This window comes from Streptomyces sp. B21-083 (assembly GCF_036898825.1).
Lineage (GTDB): Bacteria > Actinomycetota > Actinomycetes > Streptomycetales > Streptomycetaceae > Streptomyces.
In genome coordinates this window covers 129,468-150,263 of sequence record NZ_JARUND010000003.1, presented here as the reverse complement: position 1 = coordinate 150,263, position 20,796 = coordinate 129,468, and the positions used below count along the sequence as shown (strand labels likewise).

General features: G+C 69.0%; 13 protein-coding genes and 4 pseudogenes. 9 read left to right on the top strand and 8 right to left on the bottom strand.

The genetic code is table 11. From position 1 onward, the window contains the following. The 3 genes from QA861_RS46345 to QA861_RS46335 form a co-directional block, all read left to right on the top strand. Positions 1-564, top strand: a 564-nt coding sequence (locus QA861_RS46345) for a sigma-70 family RNA polymerase sigma factor (protein ID WP_334595177.1), incomplete at its 5' end; no start/stop codon positions are given. A gap of 14 nt (positions 565-578) precedes the next feature. Next, positions 579-1,373 (top strand): protein phosphatase 2C domain-containing protein, encoded by a 795-nt coding sequence (locus QA861_RS46340; protein WP_334594807.1) that lies wholly within the window; start codon positions 579-581, stop codon positions 1,371-1,373. A gap of 2,003 nt (positions 1,374-3,376) precedes the next feature. Further along, on the top strand, positions 3,377-4,084 hold the full coding sequence (locus QA861_RS46335) for a nucleotidyltransferase domain-containing protein (RefSeq protein ID WP_334594808.1): 708 nt from the start codon (positions 3,377-3,379) through the stop codon (positions 4,082-4,084). Here the strand turns inward: QA861_RS46335 and QA861_RS46330 are convergent. Then, positions 4,057-4,324, bottom strand: a pseudogene (locus QA861_RS46330) (hypothetical protein); the annotation flags it as partial. The gene QA861_RS46335 and the pseudogene QA861_RS46330 overlap by 28 nt on opposite strands. Before the next feature lie 206 nt (positions 4,325-4,530). Between QA861_RS46330 and QA861_RS46325 the strand changes: the two are divergent. The 4 genes from QA861_RS46325 (at position 4,531) to QA861_RS46310 (ending at position 9,125) form a co-directional block, all read left to right on the top strand. Then, entirely contained in the window at positions 4,531-5,763 is a 1,233-nt protein-coding gene (locus QA861_RS46325; protein WP_334594809.1) for a PP2C family protein-serine/threonine phosphatase, read from the top strand. 134 nt (positions 5,764-5,897) lie between these two features. After that, positions 5,898-7,016 (top strand): sugar ABC transporter substrate-binding protein, encoded by a 1,119-nt coding sequence (locus QA861_RS46320; protein ID WP_334594810.1) that lies wholly within the window; start codon positions 5,898-5,900, stop codon positions 7,014-7,016. Between the two features lie 94 nt (positions 7,017-7,110). Further along, positions 7,111-7,887 carry an ATP-binding cassette domain-containing protein gene (locus tag QA861_RS46315; protein ID WP_334594811.1) on the top strand — a complete coding sequence of 259 codons (777 nt, stop codon included), beginning with the start codon at positions 7,111-7,113 and terminating at the stop codon, positions 7,885-7,887. An 11-nt stretch (positions 7,888-7,898) separates the two neighbouring features. Further along, positions 7,899-9,125: a sugar ABC transporter permease gene (locus QA861_RS46310; RefSeq protein ID WP_443041663.1), complete on the top strand. Its 1,227-nt coding sequence runs from the start codon at positions 7,899-7,901 to the stop codon at positions 9,123-9,125. A 43-nt stretch (positions 9,126-9,168) separates the two neighbouring features. On the opposite strand, the pseudogene QA861_RS46305 reads toward QA861_RS46310, so the two are convergent. Further along, positions 9,169-9,579: pseudogene (locus QA861_RS46305) on the bottom strand (response regulator transcription factor); the annotation flags it as partial. 422 nt (positions 9,580-10,001) lie between these two features. Between QA861_RS46305 and QA861_RS46300 the strand changes: the two are divergent. Further along, positions 10,002-14,139 (top strand): annotated as a pseudogene (locus QA861_RS46300) (WD40 repeat domain-containing protein). Between the two features lie 368 nt (positions 14,140-14,507). Here the strand turns inward: QA861_RS46300 and QA861_RS46295 are convergent. Next, entirely contained in the window at positions 14,508-15,944 is a 1,437-nt protein-coding gene (locus tag QA861_RS46295) for an RICIN domain-containing protein (RefSeq protein ID WP_334594812.1), read from the bottom strand. 229 nt (positions 15,945-16,173) lie between these two features. Between QA861_RS46295 and QA861_RS46290 the strand changes: the two genes are divergently transcribed. After that, positions 16,174-16,815 (top strand): precorrin-8X methylmutase, encoded by a 642-nt coding sequence (locus QA861_RS46290; protein ID WP_334594813.1) that lies wholly within the window; start codon positions 16,174-16,176, stop codon positions 16,813-16,815. A gap of 273 nt (positions 16,816-17,088) precedes the next feature. Here QA861_RS46290 and nicT read toward each other — a convergent pair whose 3' ends face one another. The 5 genes and pseudogenes from nicT to QA861_RS46265 all read right to left on the bottom strand — a co-directional run. Then, positions 17,089-18,168 (bottom strand): Nickel transporter NicT, encoded by a 1,080-nt coding sequence (gene nicT / locus QA861_RS46285; RefSeq protein ID WP_334594814.1) that lies wholly within the window; start codon positions 18,166-18,168, stop codon positions 17,089-17,091. A gap of 249 nt (positions 18,169-18,417) precedes the next feature. Then, the gene (locus tag QA861_RS46280) at positions 18,418-19,128 is read right to left on the bottom strand and encodes an alpha/beta fold hydrolase (protein ID WP_334595176.1); all 711 of its coding nucleotides are present in this window, start codon (positions 19,126-19,128) and stop codon (positions 18,418-18,420) included. Continuing rightward, the gene (locus tag QA861_RS46275; protein ID WP_334594815.1) at positions 19,125-19,337 is read right to left on the bottom strand and encodes a hypothetical protein; all 213 of its coding nucleotides are present in this window, start codon (positions 19,335-19,337) and stop codon (positions 19,125-19,127) included. The genes QA861_RS46280 and QA861_RS46275 overlap by 4 nt, the downstream gene beginning before the upstream one ends. Further along, positions 19,334-20,152, bottom strand: a complete 819-nt coding sequence (locus tag QA861_RS46270; protein ID WP_334595175.1) for a DUF1295 domain-containing protein — start codon at positions 20,150-20,152, stop codon at positions 19,334-19,336. Before QA861_RS46270 ends, QA861_RS46275 begins: the two co-directional genes overlap by 4 nt. 5 nt (positions 20,153-20,157) lie before the next feature. Next, positions 20,158-20,585: pseudogene (locus tag QA861_RS46265) on the bottom strand (class I SAM-dependent methyltransferase); the annotation flags it as partial. Positions 20,586-20,796 lie beyond the last annotated feature (211 nt).

Below are 20,796 nucleotides of genomic sequence, written 5' to 3'. Positions count from 1 at the left end.
ACTGAGGCAGGCAAGAGCCCCGATCAGAATCCGAGTGAGGTTGTAACCAGGGAAGACCTCAACAACTTCGACCACCTGCGCAAGCTGCTGGCCGGCATGAAGCTTGAGGCTCAGTACGAGGTGATCCCGACAACGGGAATGGTCAACCTCAACCGTGAAAATCACGTGGTCGTCTGCGGACCGCGACTGTCGCCCATCGTCGCCCAGGTGCTCGAAGGAGACGACAACCTGCGGTTCAAGAAGGACCGAGCCTGGCACCTGGTGGACCAGAAAGCTGGGACGGAGTACCGGTCGCCGATGGACGAGGACGGCACCGCAGGCGACTTCGGTTACCTAGGCCGGCTTCCTCGGCTGGACGGCCGTGGCACGTTTTTGTACATCGCCGGAATCCACTCAATAGGCGCGAACGGGGTCGTGCACTACCTGGAAAACAACCTTGCTGAGCTGTATCGAGAGGTCCGCACCCGTCGGTTCTCAACGCTCATTTCTTGTCGCTACGACCCCGATACGCTCGATGTGTTGGAGAGCCGCCGCGTCACCCCGCTGTACCGACACGAGGGATGAGTATGCGCGTCTGCATGGACACACACCCCGGGGGAGCAAACCCCAACGAGGACTGGGGAGCCGGAACCCCCACGCTCGCTGTCGTGCTGGACGGACTCAGCACAGCAGGCCTGACCACGGGATGTCGACATGGCGTCCCGTGGTACGTGGCGCACCTCGGGAGCCAACTTGTAGCCGCGCTTGCAGACATGGATCGTCAACTCGCAGACGGCTTGAGTGATGCCCTCGAACGCGTTGCGAAGCTGCATCCAGAGTGCGACCTCAAAAATCCCGGGACACCATCAGCCACGGTCGCCGTCCTGCGGCACCGATCCGGAATCCTTGACCACCTCGTCCTCGCTGACTCGCCCATCGTCTTCGAGGGACCACAAGGCTACTCAGTGTTCACTGACCTTCGGGTGGACGATGTTCTTCCCGAGATAAGAGCCGAGGTTGAGCAACACGAGACTCACACCCCGGAGCACAGAGAAACCCTGCAACGTCTCGTGCTCGCTCAGAGGGAGGTGCGCAACACGCCAGAGGGGTACTGGGTGGCTGCGGCAGATCCAGAAGCAGCGGGGCACGCCTTGACTGGCATGACATCACTGAGCGAGGTGCAGGCCGCTGCCGTGATGTCCGATGGCGTATCGAGACTCGTGACCGAATACGAAATGGCGACCTGGTCCGATGTGTTCGCGACGCTCCGCGCGGGCGGGCCCCGAGATTTGATCGCAGCCGTACGTAAGGTTGAGGCTACGGACCCCACTGGACGCCGGTGGCCACGTTACAAGTCTGGGGATGACGCAACGGTCGTCCTCTGCGAATGGTGACTTAACCAGCGGAAAGTGCGGTCATACGCCCGTCAGAATGGAGGTTCATCACTGTATTGCTGAGGCGTTTCGACGCGCTCAGCAAGGTGCTGATGTCCCGAGCGGCTCAGTGCACTCGAATATTCTGTTCTCTTTGACCACGGGATGGCTGACATCAAAACCTCTTGCATTTCACCTTCGGTTTCGTTAATTCCCATAAATTAAGCGTGACTCCTCCTCCGCCATCCCCTTAAGGTCGACGGCGGCCTCGCCGGGACCGGCCTGATCATCGAACCCTGGTGATCGCTCAGGCAGGGCTAGTTCAACCTGAGTACCAGGAGCTTCACCTTTCCCTCAAGGGCCGCTCTGGGCAACCGACTTGTTACTCAATCAAGTTGGAAAGCCTCCCTGACGTCATTCACCTGAACGAACAGAAAGGGCCCGTCAGTAAATTGACGGGCCCTTTCTATACAGGCGCCTAGGAAGTCTTCGTCATGATCCCCGCATATTCAGGGATTGTCTCCGGCGGGCACCACACGATAGAGATCCCGCTGGCCTTCCAGACTCCCGCCTCGCGTGACACCCTTTCGTCAGAAACGATAATTCGCCTACACACTACGATCGCCTTGTAATGCCCACCATTGCTCCTTGTGCACTCGGCCTGCGAACCCCGATGTCCGTCGTATGACACTATCTGGTAAGAGCAACCGGTTGGGGCGGACTTTATTGTGATGGACCCTGTGGTAGCTGCCGATGCCGTGCCTTGAAGGCCAAGGACGGACGTTGCCAGAACGCCCGCGGACACCAGTGCTGACCAACGCTTCTTCATTTCCTCTAACTCCTTCTTGATCGGATCTTTTGGATCATGCCGCCTGCGTGGCGTCTGGATACCTCGTACGCCCCTTAGTTGTACTTTGTCTCGAAGCCTGCAACCGAGGGCGCAGAGGATCCTTGGCAGTACGCGAAGGAAGGTCCACCACCGCTCTGCCAGTTCCCCTCTGCCGTCGTCACTTTCCCGGTCTCGGGGTCCTTGCAATTTGCGATGGCCCGGTAGTGGCCACCATTACTGTGCCTGCACCCGGCCCAGGTCCGGTAAGGATCTGCGATTCCAGAATTGCAGCCGGTTGGGTGTGACTGCGTCGCGCTGGTGCTGGCCGATGCGGTGATAGGCACCGCAAGAGCAAAGCCGAGCATCGCGAACCCCGCCAAGAAAATCCTGGTTGTAGTACGCACTGCTACTCCATTCCTCAACTTAGGTGGTCATTGGAGTTGACGCTCATCAAATTTCCATATCCGCATGTTCGTGTCAACGAAAAATATGGAAGTTGAGAAAGATCTGAGGTTCGGTTGGTGCGATAGCATGCATTCCTTCCGGCCCGGAACTCGTATTTCGGCCAGAAAATGAGCCCTTCTTGATGGCGTCCAGTGTCGTCCAGTGTCCTGAGTCGGAAGTTCACATGCGGTTGTAGAGTTGGCTACGTACCTCGTGTCGCGAGCTACCCCCTGAATGCTGCTCTCGACCTCCTGAAGCCTCTGCTCGCAGCCTTGCTATGCCTTCTGGAGAAATCCTGGAGACGATCTTGAGATCGCGACCCCGTAACACCACCGGAGACCGACACCTACCGACGCCCTGACCTGCATTTTTGGTGCGATCCCCAGGTCGGCGATCTTCCAGGGCCTAATTCGGGACGAAGAGGTCGTGGGTTCAAATCCCGCCACCCCGACAGTAAAACGCCAGGTCAGGCCCGGTGCTGAGAGATCAGCACCGGGCCTGATTTGTTGTGCGGCCCCGCTTTGGGAGCGACATCAGGGAGCGGCTCCCGCAAGGGGGCCTCCGTCATCGCGGAAGTCGCATGCGGGCTGGCGCTGAGCTGCCAGGCCACGGGCAGCCCGCCCAGCTCGACCCCCAGTCCTATGGGAGATCTTTTCAGTCTGCCCCCATCGAACTGATGCCGCCGCACCCCTGCTGGTGCGGGCGAAGAAACCCCCATGCGTGCGACCGGCAGGGCGCAGATAGTTGCTTCATGGACCCGATTGACACTGCGCGTGCCGTGGTGGACGAACACCACCCCAAAGCTCGGGCGGCATTCCTGGGAGGCAGCGTCGTGACGGGCCGCCGCACTCCGATGTCTGACCTTGACATCGTGGTGCTGCTCTATGGAGCCCCTGCCCCCTACCGGGCAAGCTTCCGGCACGATGACTGGCCGGTGGAGCTGTTCGTGCACACCGAGGCGAGTTGGTACGACTACGTCGAGCGGGAAGTACGCAAGCGCCGGTCGCCACTGCTCTGGATGTGCGCAGACGGGCTGCTGCTCTTGGACACCGATGGAGTCGGCGCGCGCCTCGCCGCTGAAGCTCGGAAGCTGGCCACCGCGGGGCCACCTACCGTGTCGGTCGAAGAGATCGATGACCTCCGCTACGGGATGACCGACCTCCTCGACGACCTCTCGGGGAGCGCCGCCCAGGGCGAGCGGCTGTTCATCGCCATCGAACTGGCGCGACGAACAAGCGAGTTGGCGCTCGCCATTGGTGGTTCTTGGAGTGGAGGCGGGAAGTGGATGGCACGCCGTCTTGAACTCACGGCACCAGGGCTCAGCATGCGCCTGCATAACGCCGTTCAAGCGGTGCTGGCCGGTCAGGTCGGGTCCCTCGTCGACGTGGTGGACGAGGTATTGGGGCAGGTCGGTGGGCGGTTGTGGGATGGCTACAAACGCGGCGGCGTAGCGCCATGAGCGGGCCGGAACTGTCGATCACTCGCCGCGCGGCCATGGAACCCTTGGCATAGGTCGAGGAGTGTTCTGTCATGGGTGGCCGCGAGAGCCGTGATCTGTTCGCTGCGGGCGACCGCGCGCAGTAGTTCCCTCACGGAGTGCCCGGTCTCCGCGTCCAACTGCCGGTCGGCTCGTCGGCTCGTCGGCGGTGAGGATCGAAGGGCTGTTGGCCAGGGCGCGGGCGATGGCGACGTGCTTGCGCCCCGACCGTACGACGTGTGCACATCCGCCACCCGCAGCATGGCTGCGGTCACCGCCTGGCCCATCGCGCCCCCGTATGATCCGCCGATCGAGCAGCCCGGCAGTCCCTCACCCGGCACCACCACCGGCAAAGCACTGTGTACTCGACCCGGCGCCGAGGCAGACTGGCCAAACAGGGAAAACAGGTAAAACAGACAGGGCAGCACATGAGGAAACCGCAGATCGACTACGCGGCGGTCTTCCGGGCCCTGCCCGGCATGGTGGCCCTGCTCACCCCTGACCTGGTGTACGCCGACGCCAACGACGACTTCGTACGGCTGTCCGGGCGCACCCGCGAGCAGCTGGTGGGCCGCTACATCTTCGACGTCTTCCCCGAGAATCCCGACGATCCGGCCGTCGCCGGCAGCATGCGGGAGACCGAGACGTCGATGCTCCGTACGGTGGCCACCGGCGAGCGCGACACGATGGCGCTGCTCCGCTACGACATCGAGGACCCGGAACGGCCCGGCCACTGGCAGGAGCACTACTGGAGCCCGGTCAACGCGCCGGTCCTCGGCCTCGACGGGCACGTCGCCCTGGTGGTGCACCGGGTGGAGGAGGTCACCGAGTTCATCCGTGCCTTCGGCGTTCCGGACGGTGACAGCAAGGCCCACGCGCTGGAGGCCGAGCTGTACACCCGGGCCCGCGAACTGCAGGAGGTCAACGAGCGGCTGCGTACGGCGCACGCCCGTGAACGCGAGGTCGCCCTGGCGCTGCAGGCAGCGATGCTGCCCCCGCCGGGCCCGACCGGGCCGCACGCGGCAGCCGTGCGTTACCAGCCCGCCGTCGGCACGCTGAACGTGTGCGGCGACTGGTACGACCTGGTCGATCTGTCCGGCGGGAGCCTCGCGGTCGCGGTCGGTGACGTCGTCGGCCACGGGCTGGCGGCGGCCTGCGCCATGGGCCAGTTGCGCAGCGCCCTGAGCGGCGCGACCCGGGTCGCGGGCGGGCCCGCCCAGGCCCTGGACGCCCTCGATCTGTACGCCGACTCCGTCGAGGGCGCGCAGTCGGCCAGCGTCGTGACGACCTTCATCGACTGGGACAGCCGCACCATCACCTACAGCTGTGCCGGCCACCCTCCGCCGGCCCTCGTGCACCCCGACGGCAAAGTCGCCTTCCTCGACGGGGCCACCGACCCGCCGCTCGGTGCGAGACCCGAGCGCGCCGCCCGTCCCGAGGCCTGTACGCCCTTCACCGAGGGCTCCCTTCTGGTGCTGTACACCGACGGCCTGATCGAACGCCGTGACGAGGACATCGACACCGGCCTTGCCCGCCTCGCCGACTCCCTCACCCACCACCGGCGCTCGGCGCCCGAGGCCCTGGCCGACGCACTTCTGACCGACCTTCTGCCGCCCGCCGGGCACACCGACGACACCGCCCTGATCGTCCTGCGTCTCTGAACCGTCCCGGCGGCTGCCGACTCCGAGCGCGACCTCGACAGCTTGGCTACGCTGGCCCTAAGTTCACATAAGCCCCTATTGGGATTATGTTTCACTATGTGCCAAAACTGCACAAAAGCTTAAGGGAACCGAACATGAGTCTCGGTGCCGGCCATTCAGCAGTCGCAGTGAAGCGTGGGTTTCCCGTCGTCGCCGTCATCGGCGTCGTCACCGTCGGTCTGAGCCTTCTCGGAGCCTGTGGCGGCCAGGACGCCGGTGGTGGCAAGGGTGACAGCATCAACGTCGGTGTACTGATGCCCGGGGGCGGCGACTCCCGGTTCGGGCGGTTCGACCGGCCGCTGATCGAGAAGCAGGTCAAGGTGCTGTGCCCGGACTGCCCTGCCGCGACCGTCGCCGCCACGTCCGACCCGGCGGTTCAGCAGCAGCAGTTCGATGCCATGATCACCCGGGGTGTGGACGTGGTCATCCTCGCCGCCGTCGACCCCCAGCTGATGCGTCCGTCCGTCGAGGCCGCGCACCGGGCCGGCATTCCCGTCGTCGCCTACGACCGGCTCGCGGAGGGGCCCATCTCCGGGTACGTCACGTTCGACGGGGCGGTGGTCGGGCGGCTCCAGGCGGAGGCCCTGCTGAAGGCCATGAGCGCCAGGGGCGACGGCCGGCGGATCGTCATGATGAACGGGGCCACCACCGACCCCAACTCCGGCTGGTACAAGGGCGGCTCCCTCGCCGTACTCAAGGGCAAGGTGACGATCGGCAAGTCGTACGACACCGTCGGATGGCGGCCCGAGAACGCCTACGCCAACATGACCGGCGCCATCGCCGCCCTGGGCGCCGAGAACATCGACGGCGTCCTGTCCGCCAACGACAGCATGGCCGGCGCCGTGATCTCCGCCCTCAAGGCCGCCAAGGTCGCGACGCTGCCCCCGGTCACCGGTCAGGACGCCGACCTCCTGGCCGTACAGCGCATCGTCAAGGGCGAGCAGTACATGACCGTGTACAAGCCCTACAAGCGCGCGACCGACGCGACCGTCGAGATGGCCGTCGCCCTCGGACGCGGCGAGAAGATCGGGGCCATCGCCACCGGCAGCGTCGACAGCCCCACCACCAAGGACGTACCGGCGGTTCTGCTGCCGTCCGTCCCGGTGACTGTCGGCGATATCAGGAGGACCCTGGTGAAGGACGGCATGTACACCGTCGACCAGATCTGTACACCTGCTCTCCGGGCGGCCTGTGACCGGGCCGGACTCACCTGACGCAAGCGAAGAACCTGGCACATCCGAAGGACCTGAGACACCCCAAGGAACTGAGACACCCGAAGGAACTGACGCATCCGAAGGAGGTGGCCCCGTGCCCGGTCAGCCCCTGCTGGCGTTGCGCGGTGTCTCCAAGCGGTTCGCCGCCGTACAGGCACTGGTCGACATCGAGCTGGAGGTCAGGGCCGGGGAGGTGGTCGCCCTCGTCGGTGACAACGCCGCCGGCAAGTCCACCCTGGTCAAGGTGATCTCGGGGGTCGGACCCCCCGATCGCGGGGTCGTGGAGTGGGAGGGCCACGCCGTCCAGATCCGGCGCCCCCAGGACGCCAGACTGCTGGGCATCGCGACCGTCTACCAGGACCTCGCGATGTGCGAGAACCTCGACGTCGTCGCCAACCTCTTCCTCGGCCGGGAGATCCACCGCTTCGGCGTCCTCGACGAGGTCGAGATGGAGCGCCGCACCCTCGAACTGCTGCACACCCTGTCCATCCGGATCCCCGACGTACGGGTACCGCTCGCCGGCCTCTCCGGCGGTCAGCGGCAGGTCGTCGCGATCATCCGTTCGTTTCTGGCCTCGCCCCGGCTCCTGCTGCTCGACGAGCCCACCGCGTCCCTCGGCATCCAGCAGGCCAACCAGCTCCTCGATCTGATCGAGGAGCTGCGCGACCAGGGGCTCGGAGTGCTGCTGATCAGCCACAACATGAGTGACATCAAGGCCGTCGCCGACCGGGTCGCCGTCCTGCGCCTGGGCCGCAACAACGGCCTCTTCGACGTCAACACCACGTCCCAGGAGCAGATCATCTCCTCCATCACCGGCGCGGCGGACCACGCCGTGGCCCACCGGCCGCACCCTGACGAGGTGTGGCCGTGAGAGGTACGGCTGTGAGACGTGCGGCTGTCAGTGGTGTGGCCGGGAAGGTGAAGCCGCGTCTTGTCGCGGGCGTCGGCGCCCTGCGTCGCAGGGCGCGCGAAGGCGGGCTCGGTCCCGCCCCGGTGCTGCTCGCGCTCGCCGCGACCTGGGTGGTCTTCCAGTGCCTCAACGATCGCTTCCTCTCGCCGCGCAACCTCTCCGTCCTCAGCGTGGACATCGTCGGGACCGGCATGGTCGCCGTCGGCATCGTCTTCGTGCTGCTGATCGGTGAGATCGACCTCTCCGTGGGCTCACTCGCCGGGCTGTCGGGCGCGATGTTCGCGGCGCTCAACGTGGACGTCGGCATGACGGAATGGCTCGCCGTCATCATCTCGGTGGTCTGCGGTACGGCCATCGGGGCGATCCAAGGGTTCCTCTTCGCCCGGTTCCGCGTACCCGCCTTCGTCGTCACCCTTGCCGGGCTGCTGGCCTGGAGCGGTCTGATGCTCTACCTGCTCGGGCCGGACAACACCATCCACTTCAGCGAGGACGGCCTGGTCGCCGAGCTGACCAGCCGGTACATCGGCGCCCCCGTCCTCACCTACGGCCTGGCGACGCTCTGCACGGCCGCCTACCTGCTCATCTCCCTCCGTGACCGGGGCCGCCGGGCCGGCGCCGGAATGCCGTGCCGGCCGGTGGGCGAGATCTGGATGCGTACGGCCCTGCTCGCGGCGGTCGCGTTCGCCACCGTCGCCGTACTGGGCCGCTTCGAGGGGCTGCCACTGGCGCTGCTGATCTTCCTCGCGGTCATCGTCGCCACGGACCTCCTGCTGCGCCGCACGCCCTACGGGCGGCAGGTCCTCGCCCTGGGCGGCGGTGCGGAGGCGGTCCGGCGGGCGGGCGTGGACGTGACGCGCGTACGGATCTCGGTGTTCATGGTGTCGGGGGCCCTGGCGGCGTTCGGCGGGCTGTTCGTGGCGTCGCGGTTCACCTCGGCGAGCCAGGTCTCGGGCTCCGGAATGCTGCTGATCAACGCCGTCGCCGCCGCCGTCATCGGCGGCACCAGCCTGTTCGGCGGGCGCGGCTCGACCTGGTCCGCGCTGCTGGGGGTGCTCATCATCCAGTCCATCGCCTCGGGCATGGCGCTGCTGGGCGTCCAGACTGCGGTCCAGTACATGATCACCGGTGGGGTGCTGATCACCGCCGTGATCTTCGACTCGCTGGGCCGGCGCACCCCTGAGTCACGCGCACGGGCCTGAGAACGACCGTGCCTCCTCCCCCGGCTGAAGCCGGGGGAGGAGGCACCTGGCCGACCCGCAGCACCGAGGGCTGCGCCGCCGCACCCGCCTTCCGGGACCGGCGCAGCAGGGCCCGTACCCGTGCGGTCAGTTCGCGGGGGCTGTACGGCTTGGTCAGGTAGTCGTCGGCGCCGAGGTCGAGGCCGAGGAGCATGTCCTCCTCGGTGGTGCGCGCGGTGAGCAGCAGAATCGGTACGTCCGACTCGGTGCGCAGGATGCGGCACACGTCGAGTCCGTCGACCAGGGGCAGCATCACGTCCAGCACGATGAGGTCGGGGCTCGTCGAGCGGGCCTGGTCCAGCGCCGCGCGGCCGTCGCCGACCACCTGCACGGCGTTGCCCTCCCGTTCCAGGTAGATCCGGATCAGGCGGGACTGCATCTCGTCGTCTTCGGCGACCAGAATCCGAGCGCTCAACGGGTTCTCCCCCAGCGAGGTCCTGCGCGTCACAGCACCGTACTGCCCCCGCAACGCCGATCGGCACCGGTCCCTCCCCACGTGGGGACCGGTGCCGAACGATGGACAGGGACCCGGGAGGAGTCCGGATGGTGCCGGTTCCGCGGATCTCGACCCGCGTGGCGCTACCGACTCACCCGGCTGGCGAATCCAGGTAGCTGTGGCCGAAAACGTCCGGCCTCCGAGCTGCCCCTGGGATCGCTGCGCTGGTGGTCCGGGTGGACGCCACGCGGCTGGTTCCTTGTTGCGGCATGATCCTGCCATTTCCGGCTCCAGGAGAGGAGGTTCCGGTGCAGGGCCCACGACGTAACCGCAGGTCAGCCGTATAGAGTGGGTTTTCCGGTCCGGATGACACCGGATGACGCACGCGTGGGAAGTAAGGGGTGGAGACCTTGAGTTCCGACTCAGGGGCACGCACGGCCTTCGCGGAGCGGCTCTCACTGCTGTACAAGGAGGCCGGTAATCCTCCCCTCAAACGGGTGGCCGAAGCTGTCGTCCAGTTGCAGCGGGTCGACGAGCGAGGCCGCCCCGTGCGGGTCTCCGTACAGCGGATCAGCGACTGGCGGCGCGCCAAGAACGCGCCCGCCCAGTTCGCCGCCCTCGCCGCCGTACTGAGCGTCCTCGTGCCGCAGGCCCGGCGCGCCCGGCCCGTGCCCGTCTCCCCCGGTCTCTACGACATGGTCCAGTGGCAGCGCCTGTGGGAACGCGCCGTCGCCGACCCGGTGGGCGGCCGGGTCACCGGCCCCCTGGACGAGGAGGAACCGCCCGCCGCCGAGGTCGCGGCAGTGCCGGCCGGGGTGTGCCCCTACCGGGGCCTCGCCTCGTACCGCCTGGAGGACACCCGGTGGTTCTTCGGCCGGGAGCGCAGCACCGACGCCCTCCTGGCCCAGCTCCACTCGGCGGGGACCACGGCGGGCGGGGAGAGCGGCGCCGGCGGCGGTCTGGTGATGCTCGTGGGCGCCTCCGGGGCGGGCAAGTCCTCCCTGCTGAGCGCCGGGCTGGTGCCCGCGTTGCGCGAAGGGGCACTGGGCGGCCCGGGCCGGCCGGCCCCCGAGATCCTTCAGCTCGTCCCGGGCAGTGATCCCCTCGCCGAACTGACCAGCCGTATACCCGCTCTCTCGGAGATCCTCACCCCCGCCGGACAGCCGGCGACCGAGCCCGGTACACCCGAATTCGCCCATGCGGTACGGGAGACGGTCACCGCCTGGTCCCGCCGCGACGCCCCCGACGCCTCCACCGATTCCTCTGTCCCTATCTCCGCCTCCGCCACTGCTTCCGCCACTGCCGCTTTTCCTGTCTCCTCCCCTGCGTCTTCCCCAGTCCCTTTCTCTTCCTCCGGTCGCCCCGTCGTCATCGTCGACCAGTTCGAGGAAACGTTCACTCTCTGCTCCGACGAGACGGTCCGGAACACCTTCATCCAGTTCCTCCACGCCGCCTCCTCGCCCCCCCGGGCCCGGTCAGCAGGCCGCCGCACTCGTCGTCCTCGGTGTGCGCGCCGACTTCTACGACCAGTGCCTTCGCCATCCCGAACTCGCCGACGCGCTCCAGCACCGGCACATGGTCCTCGGACCGCTGACCACCGCCGAGCTGCGGGACGCGGTGACCGGGCCGGCCAAGGCCGTCGGCCTGGAGCTCGAACCGGGGCTCGCGGAACTGATCGTGCGGGAGGTGAGCGCCGACGGACCGCGCGGCACGCACGACGCGGGCGTCCTGCCCCTCCTCTCGCACGCCCTGCTCGCCACCTGGCAGCGCCGCAAGGCGGGGCGGCTGACGCTGTCCGGCTACCGCGCGGCCGGCGGTATCCAGGGAGCGGTGGCGGCGACCGCCGAGCGCGCCTGGACCGGCCTGGACCCGGCGGCCCGTACCGCCGCGAGGCTGCTGCTGCTCCGGCTGGTACGGCTGGGCGAGGACACCCAGGCCACGCGCAGACGCGGTACGCGACGGCAGCTGACCGCCGAGTCGGCGGACCCGGACAAGACGCAGGAGTCCCTCGAAGCGCTGGTGCGCGCCCGGCTGGTGACGCTCGACTCGGAGAGCGTGGAGATCACCCACGAGGCACTGCTGCACGCCTGGCCGCGACTGCGCGACTGGATCGACGAGGACCGGGGCGGCAACCTGCTGCGCCAGCGACTGGAGGACGACAGCCGGTCCTGGGAGGAGTCCAAGCGCGACACCTCCCTCCTCTACCGGGGCTCCCGGCTCGAACAGGCGCACACCTGGGCCAAGTCCGCCGGTGACACCTTCCTGACGCGTGGCGCGGTGCAGTTCCTGGCCGCCTCGGTCAAGCTGCGCCGGCGTACCGTCCTGATCAGCCGCGCCGCCGTCGCCGCCGTGGTCGTACTGGCCCTGCTGGCCGGGGGCGCGGCGCTGATCGCCCGGCAGCAGCGCGACGACGCGGTGTTCGAGAACGTGCTCGCGGAGGCGGACCGTGTCCAGTCCAGCGACCCGTCGCTGTCGGCGCAGCTCAGCCTGGTCGCCCACGGTCTCCGTCCGGACGACGCGAGCACCCGCAGCCGTCTGATCTCGATCGTGAACACCCCGCTGGCCACCCCGCTGACCGGCCACACCGGCGCCGTCTACCTGACCACGTTCAGCCCCGACGGTCGGCTCCTGGCCACCGCCAGCTACGACGGGACCGTACGCCTGTGGGACGTGTCGGACCGGGCGCGTCCCAAGGCGCTCGGCAAGCCCCTCGCCGCGAACGCGAGTTGGGTGAGCAGCGCGGTCTTCAGCCCTGACGGGCGCACCCTGGTCAGCGCGGGCGACGACGGCACGATCCGCCGCTGGGACGTGACCGACCCGGCCCGTCCGCGCCCCCTCGGCACACCCCTGAACGGCCATGACGGCACGATCTATCTGATCGCCTTCAGCCCGGACGGCCACACGCTCGCCTCGGCCGCCGAGGACCGCACGGTCCGCCTGTGGAACATGGCCGACCCGGCCCGCCCGGCCCCTCTCAGCACCCTCACGGGCGCGGGCGCCGCCGTGCGCGCCATCGCGTTCAGCCCCGACGGGCGGAGACTGGCGGCGAGCGGCGACGACAAGGCGATCCGGCTGTACGACGTGTCGAAGCCGCGTGACCCGAAGCCGTACGACACAAAACTGACCGGTCACACGGACCTGGTGCACTCCGTGGCCTTCAGCCCCGACGGCCGCACCCTCGCCAGCGGCGCCGCCGACGACACGATCCGGCTGTGGGACGTGTCCGACCCCGGGCACGCCGCCCAGCTCGGCGCACCGCTGACCGGTCACACCGACGCGATCTGGTCGGTGGCGTTCAGCCCGGACGGGACCACGCTGGCCGCCGCCAGCGCGGACGGCACGGCGAGCCTGTGGAACGTCAGCGATCCGCAGTACCCGTCGGAGGTCGGCGAACCCCTCGCGGGCAGCAGCGGCGAGATGTACGCGCTGGGCTTCAGCCCCGACGGCCGTACGCTCGCCACCGGCAGCGGCGACCGGAAGGTGCGGCTGTGGTCGCTGCCGACGTCGGACATGATCGGCCGCATCGGCGTGTTCCGCCCGGACGGCAGGCTGCTGGCCACGGGCTCGCGCGACGGACGGGTCCGCCTGTGGAACGTGTCCGATCCCGAACACCCGGTGACGCAGGGCGAACCGTTCACTCCCGGGGAGGGCGAGGTACGGTCGCCGGTGTTCTCCCCCGACGGCCGCGTTCTCGCGATGGCGAGCGGAAACAGCACGGTCCAGCTGTGGAACGTCAGCGATCCGAAGCGTCCGGTCGCCTTCGCGGACCCCGTCAAACTGAGAACCCGGTTCGCGGACACCATCGCGTTCAGCCCGGACGGGCGCATCCTGGCCACGGCCTACAAGGACTTCACCGTGCAGTTGTGGGACGCGGCCGACCCTTCCCGTCTGCGCCCGCTCGGCTCCCAGCTCACCGGATACAAGGGTTACGTCGACTCCAACGTCTTCAGCCAGGACGGCCGGACGCTGGCCAGCGCCAGCGCGGACGGCACGATCCGCCTCTGGGACGTCACCGACCCGGCCAGGGCCACCCTTCTCGGCAAGGTGCTCAGGGGACACCTCGGTCCCGTCAACGAGCTGGCTCTCAGTCCGGACGGCCGGACGCTGGCCAGCGGGAGCGACGACGGCACGGTCCGCCTCTGGGACGTCTCCGACCCGGCCGACGCCCACAGCGTGGGTTCCCCTCTCACCGGGCACACCGAGGCGGTCGAGTCACTGACGTTCAGCCCGGACGGAGACGTCCTGGCGAGCGGCGGCAACGACAACACCGTCCGGCTCTGGGACGTCGGGGATCCCGCCAGGGCGAAACCCATCGGCCAGTCGATGAGCCCCAACGCCAAGACGGGCAACTTCCTGGCGTTCAGCCCCCACGGCGACTTCGTCGGGGTGTCGAGCGGCGCGGACACGGTCCGGCTGTGGAACCTCGACGTCGACAGGGCCGTCGAGCACATCTGCTCGACGACCCGGGGCGTGCTTACGGCGGAGAGGTGGCACGAGTATCTGCCGCAGCTGTCGTACGAGCCACCGTGCGACGGGTGAGCTGCGGGGGGTGAGCTGCCAGGGGTGCGGAAAGATCCCGCCTACCCGAAGTCGTACGCGGCACATCGTCGGTGAGGTACCAGTCATCCGGGCGCATGCTTCATGATCTCCGACGCGTTCGACGCAGGGGGCGTACTCGGAAGTCCTGCGGCGGTACTCGTAACTACCGGGAAGTAGTTGGGGAACGGTTGTACGGAAGTGAGCACTAAAGAGAGTGATCCCGATCACAACTGGTCGTTGTTGCGGAGTAGTCGGCTCCCACTGAGCAGCCAGTCTTGTTACCCTTGGCCAGAGCCCGATCGCTGGTGCATCCCCCGTCGCCAGCGGTCGGGTTCTTCTGTGTCCTCAGGCCGTCGCGTGAGCGTGGGTCATGAGCGCGCGGGCCGGATGATCTGCCACTCCTGGTCGTCGGTGTTGGAGCAGGTGTAGAGCGTGAGGTTGGTTCCCTTGCCGCCGGTGCTGAAGCCCGCGACGTCCAGGCACGCGTTGTCGCTCGCGTAGTTGCGGATCCAGTAGGCGCCGCTCGCCTGCTTGGCAAGCCACCACAGCTGGTTGTCGGCGGTCGTGCCGTCGCAGGTGTACCGCAGTATCGGGGACCTGATGGGCTGGGCCTTGTAGTACCCGAGATCCATGCACAGCCCCTCCCTGACATTGCGCATCTGGAAGAGAGCCGTGGCGCCGGGACCCAGCTTCGGGTACCTCACCTCAAGGTTCCACCGCTGGGTGGCGGAGTTCTCGTCGCACGTCGACTGGACCACCCGGTTCTTCGAGTCGGTGTCGTCGGCTGCCGGGAGATCTGCGCACATCTTGGTGGTCGGGTTGCGCAGCATGACGTCGTACGCGGGCAGCACGCTCGGGGCCTTCGGCTTGGCGGGCGCGGGCTTCTCGCCCCCGCCGCCGCCCCCGCCGCCGTCGGCCTGCGCCGAGGGAGTCGGCTGAGCCGCCGGCGGGTCAGGATCGGCGGGCGGCGCCGACACCGCGGGCGCCGAGGGCTGGGCCGGTGGCGGCGAGAGGGCGGGCGGCAACGTGCTGACGGCGGCCTCCTGCCACTCCTTGGCGCTGCTGACGACCCGGGGCTTGTAGGCGATCCACAGCATCGCGAACGTGATGGCGAGCGCCAGGAAGATCCCGAGCGCCCCGGCGAGCCAGCCGGGCAGGAAACTCCGCTGCACATAGGTGCCCTCGACGGCGAGCGGCGTCACGCCCGACCGCTTCACAGCGAGCGTGTACGGCTGCTCCTGCTTGGACCCGAACCAGATGATCTGCCGCGGCTTCAGCGTGGCCTTCACGAACGCGGCACGGCCGGGCTCGATCTGGATGTTGGCCGGATGGATGTCGTACGACAGCTGGTCGCCGTTGTCGTGCCCGCTGAGTGACGCGGTCACCTTGGTGTTGCCGAGGTTGTCGACAGCGAGCTTCGGCCGTCCCCGGAAACGGCCCTTCACCGTCGGGGGTACGAGTTCGGCGCGCACCTCCGTGAAGGGGGTGATCGTCAGATTCCCCTCGGGGACGGTCGTCGACTCCGGATACTCGGTCGGCGTGATCCGTACCGCGTACGCGTTCGGGCCGGCGGTCGCGTCCGGTGTGCGCGGGGGCGCGAAGGTCAGTTCCACCGTCCCTGTCGTGCCCGGGTACAGCCGCAGCGAGGCGGGCTCCACCGTCGTCCAGGGCGCGAGGGCCCCGACAGGTTCGAAGCGGTACTCGTCGACCACGTCACCGGTGTTGCGCAGACGCAGCCGCACGGTCGCGCTGCCGCCGGGATCCACAGTGGTCGAAGCAGGTTCGAGGGAAGTCCATAGGCTCACTGTTCGACGCTACGGCCGGGAAGGTCATCCGTCAGGAGCCGTCAGGGCAGGCCGGGCTGCCCCGAGGGGCACCGATCACCCCGACGCGCCCCACCTCACCGACAGTGCCGGTACGCATCGCGTTCTCGTGGGTCATCCTGACGACGTCCTCGTCCGGGACGGAGGGCGGGAAGGGCCTCGGTCCGCGCGTTCGTAGAATCACCGGGGCCCGCAGCACGCACGTCGACGGATGAGTGAGAGCACTGTGTTCGAGTACGAGAAGGACGGCGCCTCGATCTACCGCCAGTCCTTCGCCACCATCCGCGCCGAGGCGGACCTCGCCGGTCTGCCGGCCGACGTCGCCCAGGTCGCCGTACGGATGATCCACGCCTGCGGGATGGTCGACCTCGTGGGCGACCTCGGCTACACGCCGGACGTCGTCACCCGCGCCCGCGAGGCCCTGCGCGCGGGCGCGCCCGTCCTCTGCGACGTCTCGATGGTGGCCAGCGGCATCACCCGCGGGCGGCTCCCCGCCGGCAACGAGGTCATCTGCACGCTCACCGACCCGGCGGTGGCCGACCTGGCGGCGAAACTCGGCACCACGCGCAGCGCCGCCGCGCTGGAACTGTGGCGCGACCGGCTGGAGGGTGCCGTGGTGGCCGTGGGCAACGCACCGACCGCCCTCTTCCGGCTACTGGAGCTGATCGAGGAGGGCGCACCCCGCCCGGCCGCGGTGATCGGCGTCCCGGTGGGCTTCGTCGGCGCCGTCGAGTCGAAGACCGCACTGGCCGAGCACCCGTCCCGACTGGAACACCTGGTCGTACACGGCCGCCGAGGCGGCAGCGCCATCGCGGCGGCAGCGGTGAACGCGCTCGCCAGCGAGACGGAGTGAGAGGCGCTGCGCGGCCTGAGCGGGGGTCGTGCGGCCGGGGTGAGCACAGGCCGTGCGGCCGGCGTGAGCGGGGGTCGTGCGGCCGGGGTGAGCACAGGCCGTGCGGTCGGCGTGAGCGGGGGCCCGCGCCCGGCGTGAGCGGGGGCCGGGCGGCCGGCACGAGCAAGGGCCCGCGCCCGGCGTGAGCGGGGGCCGGGCGGCCGGCACGAGCAAGGCCCCGCGCCCGGCGTGAGCAGGCGGCGTACGCCCGGAGCCGCTCGGCGGAGGGGGTGGTTACGTCTTTGTGTCCGCCAGGTTCGGGTTTGCCAGGCCGGAGGTCCATCTCTCCTCTATGCGGCCGACCTTCCACACCACCAGGGCTACGGCCCATGTCCCGAAGAACAGGCCGACGATGACGTAGCCGACGACGTTGAGGTCGAGGCCGGACACCCGGTCCCAGAACGGGCCGTGGAGGTCCGCCTGTTCGGCTATCAGGCCGAGCAGTTCGACCGTGCCGATGATGAGCGCGACGGCGACCGACAGTCCGGTGATCGTGAGGTTGTAGTAGACCTTGCGGACCGGCTTGGAGAACGCCCAGCCGTACGCGAAGTTCATGAACGAGCCGTCGATCGTGTCGAGCAGGGACATCCCGGCCGCGAAGAGGACGGGCAGGCACAGGATCGCGTACCAGGGCAGCCCCGACGCCGCACCCGACCCGGCCAGCACCAGGAGCGCGACCTCCGTGGCCGTGTCGAAGCCGAGGCCGAAGAGCAGGCCCAGGGGATACATCTGCCACGACTTGGTGATCGACTTCGTGAAGCGGCCCAGGAGACGGTTCATGAAGCCCCGGCTGCCCAGCTGCTCCTCCAGCGCGTCCTCGTCGAAGTGGCCGGTCCGCATCTGCCGGAACACCTTCCAGATGCCGATGAGGATGACCAGGTTGATGCCGGCGATGAGGTAGAGGAACGTCCCGGAGACGGTCGTACCGATGAGGCCGGTGACGTTGTGCAGGGTCGATCCGTCGTCCTGGACCGGTCCGGCGAGGGCCTTGACGCCCAGCGACAGCAGCAGGGTGAGGGCGAAGACGACACTGGAGTGGCCGAGCGAGAACCAGAACCCGACGGACAGCGGGCGCTGCCCCTCGCCCATCAGCTTCCGGGTCGTGTTGTCGATGGCGGCGATGTGGTCGGCGTCGAAGGCGTGCCGCATACCGAGCGTGTAGGCGGTCACGCCGATGCCGATGCCGAAGGCCTTCCCGCCCACGCTGTAGTGCTCGGGCGCGACGAGCGCGACCAGCGTGAACCAGCCGATGACATGCAGCGCCACGATGAAGGCGGCCATGCCACCGACCCTGATCCACTCCTCACGACTCATCGCTCCAGACTGCTGCCAGTCACAGTCACCTGCAATCAATGTGCAGTAAAGCTCCCGACAGGTTTCGGTCAGGGATGTCGGGGAGATTCGGGGGGTCTGAGATATCCGGGGGGTCTGAGAGATTCGGGAGATTCGGGACCGATCGCGTGCGCCGTCCTGGCCAGTCCCCACCCAGCGTGCTGATGCTCAGCAGCTGACCGCGACCACGTTCGCCGGGTACCTCACCCGTGGTGCCCGGCGAACCCGTCCTCAGAGGACGGGAAAACCACCGGGGCCGGGACCGGGGCCGTAGCAGTCCGCGGGCAGCGGGTCGGGGGTGCCGGTGGGGTCGAGGAGATGAGCGACGAGGGCCGCCGCCGTACCGTGCCAGAAGTGGTGGCGGCGCAGCATCGGGTGGTCTCCCCCGCCGACGAAGGCCATGCCCGCACTGACCGCCGTCGCCCGCGCCCGGCGTACGCAGTCGGCGGATTCGGCGGGCGAGGTGACGCGGTCCCGTTCGCCGTGCAGGGCGATGAGGTGCCTGCCGGCCAGTTGTTCCACCGGCTCGCCGGGCGGCCACCACGGAGCCAGCGCGACCACGCCGCGCACCTGCGGATGACCGGCGGCGCGCAGGGCGGCCCGGCCGCCCATGGAGTGGCCGAGCAGCACCGTGGGCACGGGCCCGGCCAGTTCGGCGAGTTCGTCCAGCGCCCGGCGGGTGTCGCTCACCGGGTCCGCCCGGGAGCCGTTCCAGCCGCGCAGCCGGTAGCGGACCTGGGCGACGAGGACGTCCTGGCCGGGCAAGGCGGCCGTCAGCGCTCGGACGAAGGGGTCCATCCGCAGGGCGGCGAGCTGCCAGGGCCGGGAGCGGCGGTCGCTGGCCTCCTGCCCGCCGTGCAGTACGACGACGGCGGCGCCCGGCGCCGACGGGCAACGGCGAGGCAGCAACGCGCTCGCGGGCGCGTCAAAAAAACCGGTCACGACGGGCCCGCCTCCCGCCCGCCGTGCAATACGACGACGGCGCCCGGCGCCGACGGGCAACGGCGGGGCAGCAACGCGCTCGTGGGCGCCGTGGGGAATCCGGTCTCGTACTGCCGCATGCCGCCGCTCTCCCAGCCCCGGTCCACGTGCCCGCGCGCACCGGCGGTGTTCGGGCCGGACGGCCCATTCTCCCCGACCCGGCCGGTCACGACGGGCCCGCCGCCTTCCGCCTCGGCGGACGCGGGAGGAAACCGCTGGTGCGGGCCACGTACTCCGCGTAGCCGGGCCGGTCGGCCATGTGCCGTTCCAGCAGGCGCTTTCCGCTGCCCCGGGTCAGCAGCAGGCTCATCACCACCGGCGAGACAGCGGTCACGGCCGCCGCCTCCGGGGAGTCGCAGACCAGCAGGAACATGCCCCACCACACACAGAAGTCCCCGAAGTAGTTGGGATGCCGGGTCCAGGCCCACAGACCCCGGTCCATGATCCTGCCCCGGTTCGCCGGATCGGCCCTGAACCGGGCCAGCTGCGCGTCCCCCACCGCCTCGAAGCCGAGACCGACCGCCCACAACGCCACGCCGATCCAGGCGAGGACCGACAGCGGTCCGGCCACGTACTGCGCGGCCTGGACGGGCAGCGACACCAGCCAGACCAGCCCTCCCTGCAGCAGGTAGACCATGCGCAGGGCGTACAGGTTCCGGTTGCCGGGGGCCTTCGCGAGCAGTGCCTCGTAGCGCGGGTCCTCGCCGTGCCCCCGGCCCCGGCGGGCGATGTGCGCCGCCAGCCGCAGCCCCCACACCGCTGTCAGTACGGTCACCAGCAGGCGCCGTACGACATCACCGTCCCCGGCGGAGGCCACGAGGCTCACCATCGCCACCCCCGTGAACCCGATCCCCCAGGCGACGTCCACGATCCGGTGCAGGCCTGTGCGTACGGCGGCGGCGAAGGTGACGAGCATGACGGCGAGGGCAGCGGCGGCGGCCGGGGCGAGGCCCTGCGCGAAGGCCCCCCACGGGAAGCCGTCCACGCCGTTCACCGTCCCTCGTGGTGGGTGTTCAAGGTGGCGGCGGGCTCCTTCGTGAAGAGGTGCTGCTGGACGTCGAGGTAGCCGGAGCGGAACCCGGCCTCGGAGTAGGCGAGGTAGAAGGTCCACAACCGGCGGAAGGTCTCGTCGAAGCCGAGCGCCTCGACGTCGTCCGCACGTGCGGTGAACCGCTCCCGCCACAGTCGCAGGGTTTCCGCGTAGTGCGCGCCGAAACCGTCACGTCGGGCCGGGCGCAGGCGGGTGTGGTCGCGGACCGTGTCCTCGATCGCCCGTGTGGACGGGATGAACCCGCCGGGGAGGACGTACTTGTGGATCCAGGTGAAGGTGTCCCGGGTGGCGAGCAACGCTCGTGCGGCATGGTGATGGTCTGGAGCGACACCCGGCCGCCCGGGGCGAGCCGCGCGTCCAGGCTCCGCGGCGGATTGGCCGGCAAGGAGACGGCTCTGCCGAACTCCGGGGCGGAGCCGTGCCCGGAGTACGGGCGGGGCGGTGCCGGAGTACGGGCGGGGCCGTGCCCGGGGTACGGGTGGGGCCGTGCCCGGGGTACGGGTGGGGCCGTGCCCGGGGTACGGGCCCGGGCGGGGCGGTCAGCCCGGCTCGCACGGCGCGGGGCAACCGCCCAGCCG

Coding starts and splice junctions, on each gene's coding strand:
- QA861_RS46325 (WP_334594809.1), top strand. CDS start 4,531: ATGAGGAAACCGCAGATCGACTACGCGGCGGTCTTCCGGGCCCTGCCC.
- QA861_RS46335 (WP_334594808.1), top strand. CDS start 3,377: ATGGACCCGATTGACACTGCGCGTGCCGTGGTGGACGAACACCACCCC.
- nicT (WP_334594814.1), bottom strand. CDS start 18,168: ATGAGTCGTGAGGAGTGGATCAGGGTCGGTGGCATGGCCGCCTTCATC.
- QA861_RS46320 (WP_334594810.1), top strand. CDS start 5,898: ATGAGTCTCGGTGCCGGCCATTCAGCAGTCGCAGTGAAGCGTGGGTTT.
- QA861_RS46340 (WP_334594807.1), top strand. CDS start 579: ATGGACACACACCCCGGGGGAGCAAACCCCAACGAGGACTGGGGAGCC.
- QA861_RS46290 (WP_334594813.1), top strand. CDS start 16,174: ATGAGTGAGAGCACTGTGTTCGAGTACGAGAAGGACGGCGCCTCGATC.